Origin of the sequence: Micromonospora sediminicola, from assembly GCF_900089585.1 — a bacterium.
Classification (GTDB): Bacteria; Actinomycetota; Actinomycetes; order Mycobacteriales; family Micromonosporaceae; genus Micromonospora; species Micromonospora sediminicola.
Genome location: NZ_FLRH01000003.1, coordinates 4046553 through 4057602, shown reverse-complemented (window position 1 = coordinate 4057602; position 11050 = coordinate 4046553). Strand labels below are relative to the sequence as shown.

Below are 11050 nucleotides of genomic sequence, written 5' to 3'. Positions count from 1 at the left end.
GGGTCGACACAGGGGATGGGCGGACCATGGCTGACGAGGCGAAGCTTCTCGACTACCTGAAGCGGGTCACCGCCGACCTGCACCAGGTGCGGCAGCGGCTGCGCGAGGTGGAGGCCGGTGAGCAGGAACCGGTCGCCATCGTCGGCATGAGCTGCCGCTTCCCCGGTGGGATCGACACCCCGGAGCGGCTGTGGGAGGTGGTCGCCGCCGGCCGGGACGTGCTCACCGAGTTCCCCACCGACCGGGGCTGGGACCTCGGCGCGCTGCACGACGGCGACCCGGAGCAGAACGGCACCTCGTACGCGCGCCGGGGCGGCTTCGTCACCGGCCTCGCCGAGTTCGACCCGGGGTTCTTCGCCATCTCGCCCCGCGAGGCGCTGGCGATGGACCCGCAGCAGCGGTGGCTGCTGGAGACCACCTGGGAGGTCTTCGAGCGGGCCGGCATCGACCCGCACACGCTGCGCGGCAGCCGCACCGGCGTCTTCGCCGGCAGCACCGGGCAGGACTACGGCACCGTGCTGATGAGCGCCGCCGCGCAGGGCCTCGAGGGGCACCTGATGACCGGCAACGCCGGCAGCGTGGTGTCCGGCCGGCTCGCCTACACGTTCGGCCTGGAAGGGCCGGCGGTCACCGTCGACACCGCCTGCTCCTCGTCGCTGGTCGCGATGCACCTGGCCGGGCAGGCGCTGCGGCAGCGGGAGTGCACGCTCGCCGTCGTCGCCGGCGTCACCGCCATGTGCACCCCCGGCGCGTTCGTCGAGTTCTCCCGGCAGGGCGGCCTGGCCGCCGACGGGCGGTGCAAGGCGTTCGCCGAGGCCGCCGACGGCACCGGCTGGTCCGAGGGCGTCGGCGTGCTGCTGCTGGAACGCCTGAGCGACGCCCGCCGCAACGGCCGCCGGATCCTCGCCGTGCTGCGCGGCAGCGCGGTCAATCAGGACGGCGCGTCGAACGGGCTCAGCGCCCCGAACGGGCCGGCCCAGCAGCGGGTGATCCAGCAGGCACTGTCGAACGCCGGCCTCGCCGCCGGCGGCGTGGACGTGGTGGAGGCGCACGGCACCGGCACCCGGCTCGGCGACCCGATCGAGGCGCAGGCGCTGCTGGCCACGTACGGGCAGGACCGGGGCGACGCGGCGCCGCTGCTGCTCGGCTCGGTCAAGTCGAACCTCGGGCACACCCAGGCCGCCGCCGGCGTCGCCGGCGTGATCAAGATGGTGCAGGCGATGGCGCACGGCGTGGTGCCGCCCACGCTGCACGTGGACGCGCCGACCTCGCAGGTCGACTGGGACGCCGGCGCGGTCACGCTGGTCACCGAGGCCACCGCATGGCCGGCGGTGGACCGGCCGCGCCGCTCGGCGATCTCCTCGTTCGGCGTCTCCGGCACCAACGCCCACACCATCCTCGAACAGGCCCCGCCGGACGAACCCGCCCCGGCCGACGCCGCGCCGGCAGCCATCCGACCGGTCGTACCGGTGGTGGTCTCCGCCCGCGACGACGCCGCGCTGGCCGCCCAGGCCGGGCGGTGGGCCGACCGGATCGCCGCCGACCCCGACCTCACCGCGCCCGACGTGGCCTTCTCGTCGGTCACCGCCCGGGCCGCGCTCGACCGGCGGGCCGTGCTCCCCGCGACCGGCCGGGACGACCTGCTGGCCGCGCTGCGCGCACTCGCCGCCGGCACGCCGCAGGCCGGCACCGTGACCGGGCATGCCACCGACCGGCAGGGCGTCGCCGTGCTCTTCTCCGGTCAGGGCGCGCAACGCCCCGGCATGGGCCGGGACCTGTACGCGGCGTTCCCGGTGTTCGCCGCCGCGCTCGACGAGGTGTGCGGTCACCTCGACCCGATGCTGCCGCGACCGCTGAAGCCGGTGCTGTTCGGCGACGACGACCTGCTGGACCGCACCGAGTTCACCCAGGCCGGCCTGTTCGCGGTCGAGGTGGCCCTGTTCCGCCTGGTCGAGTCGTTCGGGGTGACCCCGGACCTCGTGGCCGGGCACTCGATCGGTGAGATCACCGCCGCGCACGTCGCCGGGGTACTGTCGCTGCCGGACGCCGCCGCGCTGGTCGCGGCCCGAGGCCGGCTGATGCAGGCGCTTCCCGACGGCGGCGGGATGCTCGCGGTCGCCGCGCCGGAGCCCGAGGTGGCCGCGTCGATCGCGGACCGGACGGACGTGGGGATCGCGGCGGTCAACGGCCCGGCGTCGGTCGTGGTCTCCGGCCCGGTCGACGCGCTGACCGCGCTGGAGCACACCTGGCGCGACCGGGGCGTCCGGGTCCGCCGGCTCACCGTGTCGCACGCGTTCCACAGCCCGCTGATGGAACCGATGCTCGCCGACTTCCGCACCGTCCTGGACGGGTTGACGTTCGCCGCGCCGACCCTCCCGGTCGTGTCCAACGTGACCGGTGCGGTCGCGGACCCGGCGGAACTGACCACCGTCGACTACTGGGTGCGGCACGTCCGCGAGGCGGTCCGGTACGCCGACGGGATCACCGCCCTGCGCGACGCCGGGGTGGACACGTTCCTGGAGATCGGCCCGCAGAGCGTGCTCACCGCGCTCACCGCCGAGATCCTGCCCGCTGACGACGCCGTGCTCGCCGTGGCCGTCCAACGCCGCGACCGGGACGAGACCGCCGCGCTGCTGGCCGGCCTGGCCGAGCTGCACGCGCACGGCGTCCCCGTCGACTGGTCGCCGTGGTTCACCGGCACCGGCGCCACCCGGGTCGACCTGCCCACCTACGCGTTCCAGCACCAGCGCTACTGGCCGGAGGCCGGCGGCGGCTGGACCGGCGACGTCACCGCCGTCGGTCTGCGGCCCGCCCGCCACCCCCTGCTCGGCGCCGCCGTCGGCGTCGCCCACGCCGAGGGTTTCCTGTTCACCGGCCGGCTGTCGAGGCGCACCCACCCGTGGATCGCCGACCACGTCGTCTTCGACACCGTGCTGCTGCCCGGCACCGGCTTCGTCGAACTCGCCCTCCAGGCCGGCGCGCACGTCGGCGCCGACCACGTCCGCGAGCTGACCCTCGAGGCGCCGCTGATCCTGCCCGAGACCGGCGGCGTGGACATCCAGCTCTGGATCGGCCCGGCCGACGAGACCGGCTGCCGGTCCGTCTCCCTGCATTCGACCGTCGACGACGAGCACGCCGACCGGGACCCCGCCGATGGCGACCACCGGGCCTGGACCCGCAACGCCAGCGGCGTCCTCGCCGACCGCCCGGCCAGACCGGGCGTGCCCGGCTGGTCCGACCTGGCCGCCTGGCCGCCGCCGGACGCCACCGAGGTGCCCACCGACCAGCTCTACCCGCACCTCGCCGCCCAGGGCTACGACTACGGCCCGTCCTTCATCGCGCTGCGTACCGCCTGGCGGCGCGGCGACGACCTCTTCGCCGACCTGGCGCTGCCCGAGACGCCGGCCGGCGAGGCCGGCGGGTACGGCGTGCACCCGGCACTGCTCGACGCCGCCCTGCACACGCTCGGCCTCACCAGCGCCGCCGGCGACCCCACCGGTCCCGGCCTGCCCCCCGGCCACGGCCGGCTGCCGTTCTCCTGGAACGACATCGCGCTGCACGCCGCCGGGGCCGCCGCCGCCCGGGTGCGGGTGCGGCACACCGGCGCCGACAGCGTCTCCCTGCTCCTCGCCGACGTCACCGGCGCCCCGATCGCCTCGGTGGGCTCGCTCGTGCTGCGCCCGGTCACCGCCGACCAGCTCCGCAGCGCCGGCGGCGGCGGGCCCGAGTCGCTGTACCGGGTGGACTGGACGCCGCTCGCCCTGCCCGCCGCGCCGTCGACCGCCGCCTGGGCGGTCCTCGACACCGACAGCGCGCTCGCCGACGCGGTCGCCGCCACCGGGACCGCCGTCACCGCGTACCCCGGTCTCGCGGCCCTGACCACCGCGCTGGACGAGGGCGCCGACGCGCCCGGCGTGCTGGTCGCGCCCTTCCTCGACCCGCCCGGCGGGCGCGACGTGCCCCGGTGGGTCGCCGAGGTGACCCACCAGGCGCTCGACCTGCTGCAACGGTTCCTCGCCGACGACCGCTACGACGCGACCCGCCTGGTCGTGCTCACCCGCGGCGCGGTCGCCACCGACGCCGACGCCGACCTCACCGACCTGGCCGGCGCCGCCGTCATCGGCCTGCTGCGCTCCGCCCAGTCGGAGAACCCCGGCCGCTTCGTGCTCGTCGACACCGACGACCCGGCCGGCGCGGCCGCCGCGCTCGTGCCGGCGCTGGACACCGACGAACCGCAGGTCGTCGTCCGGGCCGGCGTCGCCTCCGGCGCCCGGCTGGCCCGGGTGCCCGCGCCCGTCGACCCGACCGGCACGCCGTTCGACGCCGACGGGACGGTGCTGGTCACCGGCGCCACCGGCACGCTCGGCCAGCTGATGAGCCGGCACCTGGTGACCCGCCACGGCGTGCGGCACCTGCTGCTCACCAGCCGGCGCGGCCGGGACGCCGCCGGCATCGGTGAGCTGTGCGCCGAGCTGACCGCGCTCGGCGCCACCGTCACGGTCGCCGCCTGCGACGTCGCCGACCGGGACGCGGTCGCCGCCCTGCTCGCCGACCTCCCCGCCGACCACCCGCTCACCGCCGTGGTCCACGCCGCCGGGGTACGCGACGACGGCGTCATCTCCTCGCTCACCCCGGACCGCGTCGACGGGGTGCTGCGCCCGAAGGTCGACGCCGCCTGGCACCTGCACGAGCTGACCGCCGACCTCGACCTCACCGCGTTCGTGTCGTACTCCTCGCTCGCCGCCACCGCCGGCGGCCCGGGCCAGGGCAACTACGCCGCCGCGAACGCGTTCCTCGACGGGCTCGCCCACCACCGCCGCGCCCGGGGACTGGCCGCGCTCACCCTGGCCTGGGGCCTCTGGGCCGACCGCAGCGGCATGACCACCGAGCTGGACGACGTCCACCTCAACCGGATCTCCCGCTCCGGCGTGGCCGCGATGGAGGCGGAGGAGGGCCTCGCGCTCTTCGACGCCGCCTGCCGCGTCCCGGCCGCCGCGTTGGTGCCGGCCCGCCTCGACCTGGCCGCCATGCGGGCCCAGTTCGCCGGCGCCGTCCCGCCGCTGTACCGGGCGCTGATCCGGGTCACCCGGGGCGCCGCCGCGCCGGCCACCGGCGCGTCCCTGGTGCACCAGCTCGCCGCGCTCGGCGACACCGACCGCCGCACCGCGCTGGTGGAGATCGTCCGGGGGCAGGCCGCCGCCGTGCTCGGCTACCCCGACCCGGCCGCCGTCGACCCGCGCCGGGCGTTCAGCGACCTCGGCTTCGACTCGCTCACCGCCGTCGAGATGCGCAACCGGCTCGGCAACGCGTTCGGACTGCGGCTGCCCGCCACGCTCGTCTTCGACCACCCGAGCCCGCACGACCTCGCCGCGCACCTGGACACCGAGATCGCCGGCACCCCCGTCCCGGCCCGGCCGGCCGCCGCGCCGGTCGCCGTCGCCGACGACGAACCGCTGGCCATCATCGGGATGGCCTGCCGGCTGCCCGGCGGTGTGGCCAACCCCGACGACCTGTGGCGGCTGGTCGCCGACGGGGTCGACGCCGTCACCGACCTGCCCGGCGACCGGGGCTGGGACCTGGACACGCTGTACAGCCCCGACCCGGACGCCACCGGCACGTTCTACGCCCGGGGCGGCGGCTTCCTCGCCGACGTCGACCGCTTCGACCCCGGCTTCTTCGGCATCAGCCCGCGCGAGGCGCTCGCCATGGACCCGCAGCAGCGGCTGCTGCTGGAAACCACCTGGGAGACGTTCGAGTCCGCCGGCATCGACCCGACGGGGGTACGCGGCAGCAGCACCGGCGTGTTCGTCGGCACCAGCGGTCAGGACTACGGCTCGCTGCTCGCCTTCGCCCCGGAGGAAACCTCCGGATACGCGCTCACCGGCATGACCAGCAGCGTCATCTCCGGCCGGGTCGCCTACACGTACGGTCTGGAAGGCCCGGCGGTGTCGCTCGACACGGCCTGCTCCTCCTCCCTCGTCGCGCTGCACTGGGCCGGGCAGGCGCTGCGCCGGGGCGAGTGCGACCTGGCTCTCGCGGGCGGCGTCATCGTGATGGCCACCCCCACCGCGTTCGTCGAGTTCTCCCGGCAGCGCGGCCTGGCCGCCGACGGCCGGTGCAAGTCGTTCGCCGCCGCCGCCGACGGCACCGGCTGGTCCGAGGGCGTCGGCCTGCTGCTCGTGCAGCGCCTGTCCGACGCCCGCCGGCAGGGCCGCCACGTGCTCGCCGTGGTCCGCGGCAGCGCGGTCAACTCCGACGGCGCGTCCAACGGGCTCACCGCCCCCAACGGTCCGTCGCAGCAGCGGGTCATCCGGGCGGCACTGGCCGCCGCGCGGCTCGGCCCGGCCGACGTGGACGTGGTGGAGGCGCACGGCACCGGCACCACGCTGGGCGACCCGATCGAGGCGCAGGCGCTGCTCGCCACGTACGGGCAGGACCGGCCGGCGGACCGGCCGCTGCTGCTCGGCTCGATCAAGTCGAACATCGGGCACGCCCAGGCCGCCGCCGGCGTCGCCGGCGTGATCAAGATGGTGCAGGCCATGCGGCACGGCACCGTCCCGCGCACGCTGCACGTGGACGCACCGTCCCCGCACATCGACTGGGACGCCGGGGCGGTCGAGCTGGTCACCGAGGCGCGCCCGTGGCCGTCGGCGTCGCGCCCGCGTCGGGCCGCCGTGTCGTCGTTCGGCATCTCCGGCACCAACGCCCACGTCATCGTCGAACAGGGCGACGAGCCCGCCGCCGCGGCCCCGACCGCCGCCGGCCTGCTGGACGCCGCCGCGACGGTGTGGCCGGTGTCCGCGCGTTCGCGTGCCGCGCTGGCCGGGCAGGCCGCCCGCCTGGCCGGATTCGTCCGGTCGCGCGGCGAGCTGGACCCGGCCGCCGTGGCGTGGTCCCTGGTGGCCACCCGGTCGGCGTTCGACCACCGGGGCGCGGTGGTCGGGTCCTCGGTCGAGGACCTGCTGTCCGGCCTGGACGCGCTGGCCGACGGGTCGCCGTCACCGCACCTGGTCACCGGCACCGCGTCCGCCACCACCGGTCCGGTGTTCGTGTTCCCGGGGCAGGGTGCCCAGTCGGCGCGGATGGCGGCGGGTCTGGTGGGTCGGACACCGGTGTTCGACGCGGCGCTGTCCGAGTGTCAGGCGGCGTTGGCGCCGTATCTGGACGTGGATCTGGTGTCGGTGTTGACCGGGGACGACGAGTCGTGGTTGGACCGGGTCGAGGTGGTGCAGCCGGTGCTGTGGGCCGTCGGCGTCGCCCTCGCGGCGGTGTGGCGGCACGTCGGTGTGAGCCCGCAGGCGGTGATCGGTCACTCGCAGGGGGAGATCGGCGCGGCGTGTGTGGCCGGGATTCTGTCCCTGGAGGACGCGGCGAAGACGGTGGCGTTGCGGTCGCGGGCGCTCGTCGCGCTGCGGGGGACCGGGACGATGGCGTCGGTCGACCTGCCCGCCGACGAGGTGACCGCCCGCCTCGGTGTCGCCGCCGGGACGGCCGGCGGCGTCGACGGGTCCACGGCCGACTCCGCCGGCTCCGGTGCCGCCGACAACCGCTTCGCGGGTGTCGGGATCGCGGCGGTGAACGGTCCGTCGACGGTGGTGGTGTCCGGTCCGCCGCAGGCCGTGACCGACTTCGTCGAAGCCTGTCAGGCCGAGGAGGTGCGGGCGCGGTTGATTCCGGTGGACTACGCCTCGCACTCCGCCGCCGTGGAGGAGGTCGCCCAGCAACTGCGCGGCGACCTGGCCGACGTCGCCCCGCAGGCCGGTCACACGCGTCTGGTGTCGACGTTGACCGGGGACTGGGTGGATCCGGCGAGCATGACGGCGGACTACTGGTACGACAACCTGCGGCGGACCGTCCGGTTCGACGCGGCGGTGCGGACCGCGGTCGGCGCGGGGCACAGCACGTTCGTGGAGATCAGTCCGCATCCGGTGCTGGCGATGCCGGTCACCGCGATCCTCGACGACACCGCCACCACCGGGCACGTGTTGTCGACGCTGCGTCGGGGTGACGACGACCCGACCCGGCTGCTGACCAACCTGGCCACCGCGCACACCGTCGGCCTGCCCGTCGACCTCACCCGCGTCCTGCCCGAGACGACCACCGTCGACCTGCCCACCTACGCCTTCGAGCAGCACCGGTTCTGGCTCGACCCGCCCGCGCACCGGGCGCAGGACGTCGCCTCCGCCGGCCTCCAGGACGCCGGACACCCGCTGCTCAGCGCCGCCGTCACGTTCCCCGACAGCGAGCGGATGGTCTTCACCGGCCGGCTGTCCGTGCGTACCCACCCGTGGCTCGGTGAGCACCGGGTGATGGACGCGATCCTGCTGCCCGGAACCGCCTTCGTCGAACTGGCCGCCCACGCCGGCGAGCAGGCCGGCGCGCCGGTGGTCGAGGAACTCACCCTGCTCGCCCCGCTCGTGCTGCCCGAACTGGGCTCGCTGCAGATCCAGCTCACCGTCGGCGACCGCGACGACGCCGGCCGCCGACCGGTGCAACTGCACTCCCGCCCCTACCGGGACGGGTCCGACGAGATCCTCGCCGACGTGGCCTGGACCTGCCACGCCACCGGCCAGCTCGCCCCGAGCGCCGCCGTCGCGCCCGCGTTCGACCTCGGCGTGTGGCCACCGCCCGGCGCCACCGAGGTCGACTCCGACGCGTTCTACGCCGGCATCGAGTCGACAGTGTTCGGCTACGGGCCGGCCTTCCGGGGCCTGCGCGCCGCCTGGACCCGCGGCGACGAGGTGTTCGCCGAGGTGGCGCTCCCCGCCGACCACCACGCCGAGGCCGGCCGGTTCGGCATCCACCCGGCGCTGCTCGACGGCGCGCTCCAGGCCATGTCCATCGGCGGCTTCCTCGGCCGGATGGGCGACGGCGCCGACGCCACCGTCCCCCGCCTGCCGTTCGCCTGGACCGGCGTCACGCTGCTCGCCGCCGGCGCCACCGCGCTACGGGTCCGCGTCGCCGCCGCCGGCGACGTCGGCGTCACCTTCCAGGTCGCCGACGCCACCGGCGCGCCGGTCCTGCACGCCGAATCGCTGATCATGCGCCGGGTCACCGGGGATGCGCTCGGCGCCGCCCGCTCCGGCCGGCACGAGTCGCTGTTCCGGCTGGACTGGCCGGCGCTGGCCGTGCCCGCCGGGCCGGCGCCCGCCGCCGGCCGCTGGGTGGTCCTCGGCGACGACCTCGCGCTCAGCGCCGCCGGGGAGGCGGCCGGCGCCCGGACCCGCACCGACCTCGCCCCCGAGTCCTTCGCCGACCTGCTCACCGGCGGCGAGGCCGTCCCCGAGGTGGTCGTCGTGCCGGTCGCCGCGCTCGGCGACGGCACCGGCGCCGAGCTGGCCGCACAGGCCCGCGCCACCACCCACCGCGTGCTGGACCTGGTGCGGGCATGGCTCGCCGACGACCGGTTCGGCGACACCCGACTCGTCCTGGTCACCCGCGACGCGGTGGCCACCGGGGAGCAGGCCGAGGTCAACCTGCGGCAGGCCCCCGTCTGGGGGCTGATCCGCACCGCCCAGGTCGAACACCCCGGCCGCCTGCACCTGCTCGACCTGGACGCCGACCCGGCCAGCGCCGCGCTGCTCGCCGCCGCGATCGGCACCGGAGAGCCGCAGCTCGCCGTGCACACCGGTCAGGTACGCGCGCCGCGCCTGGCCCGCGTACCGGCCGGACTGGAACCGCTGCCCGGCGGCGTCGACCCGGACGGCACGGTGCTCGTCACCGGCGGCACCGGCGTGCTGGGCCGGCTGCTGGCCCGCCACCTGGCCACCACCCACGGGATGCGACACCTGCTGCTCGCCGGCCGGCGCGGCGCGACCGCCGACGGCGTCGCCGAGCTGGTCGCCGAGCTGGCCGAGGCCGGCACCGAGGTCACGGTCGCCGCCTGCGACGCCGCCGACCCCGACGCGCTCGCCGCGCTGCTCGACGGCATCCCCGCCGCGCATCCGCTCACCGCCGTGGTGCACGCCGCCGGCGTGCTCGACGACGGCGTGCTGGAGTCGCTCACCCCGGACCGGGTCGACGCGGTCGCCGTACCCAAGATCGACGCGGCGTGGCACCTGCACCGGCTCGCCGCCGGCCGGGACCTCGGCGCGTTCGTGCTCTTCTCCTCGGCCGCCGGCACGCTGGGCAGCGCCGGTCAGGCCAACTACGGCGCCGCGAACGCGTTCCTCGACGCGCTCGCCGCGCACCGGCGGGCCCAGGGCCTGCCCGGCATCTCGCTCGCCTGGGGACTGTGGGAGCAGGCCAGCGGCATGACCGGTCACCTCGCCGACGCCGACGTGCGCCGGATGGCCGAGCAGGGCGCCGGCGGGCTCCCCACCGACCAGGCGCTGCACCTGTTCGACGCGGCCTGGCGGCTGGACGCGGCGGCCGTCGTACCCATGCGCCTGGATGTGGCGGCGCTGCGCGCGCAGGCCGAGTCCGGCGCGCTCGCCCCGCTGCTGCGCGGCCTGGTCCGGGTGCCGCTGCGCCGCTCGGTCGACGCCGGCGCCGCCGCGACCGGCGGCGTGCCGCTCGCCCAGCGGCTCGCCGGCCTGTCCGACGACGAGCGGCGCCGGGTGCTCCTCGACGTGGTCCGGGCCAACGTCGCCGCCGTGCTCGGTCACACCGGACCGGAGGCCGTCGACCCGGGCCGGCTCTTCACCGACCTGGGCTTCGACTCGCTCACCGCGGTCGACCTGCGCAACCGGCTCAACACCCTGTCCGGGCTGCGGCTGCCCGCCACGCTGGTCTTCGACTACCCGACGCCGCAGGCGCTGGCCGGGAAACTGGCCGGCGAGATCGCCGCCGACGCCGCCCCCTCCACCCAGCCGCTGTTCCAGGGCATCGACGCGGTGGAGTCGCTGCTCACCACGCTCGCCCTCGACCCGGAGACCCGGGACCGGTTCACCACCCGGATGCGGGACCTGCTCGCCAAGGCCACCGACCTCGCCGGCCCGGCCGCCGAACCGGACCGGCCCGACCTCGACGCGGCCAGCGACGACGAGATCTTCGACTTCATCAGCAAAGAGTTTGGAATCTCCTGACATGACCGAACCGCGGATCGAGG

At 76.3% G+C, this 11050-nt stretch carries 1 protein-coding gene; it reads left to right on the top strand.

The window, feature by feature from the left end; all coding sequences use genetic code 11:
* Positions 1–26: 26 nt before the first annotated feature.
* Positions 27–11027 (top strand): type I polyketide synthase, encoded by an 11001-nt coding sequence (locus GA0070622_RS19235; protein WP_091574849.1) that lies wholly within the window; start codon positions 27–29, stop codon positions 11025–11027.
* Positions 11028–11050: the final 23 nt, after the last annotated feature.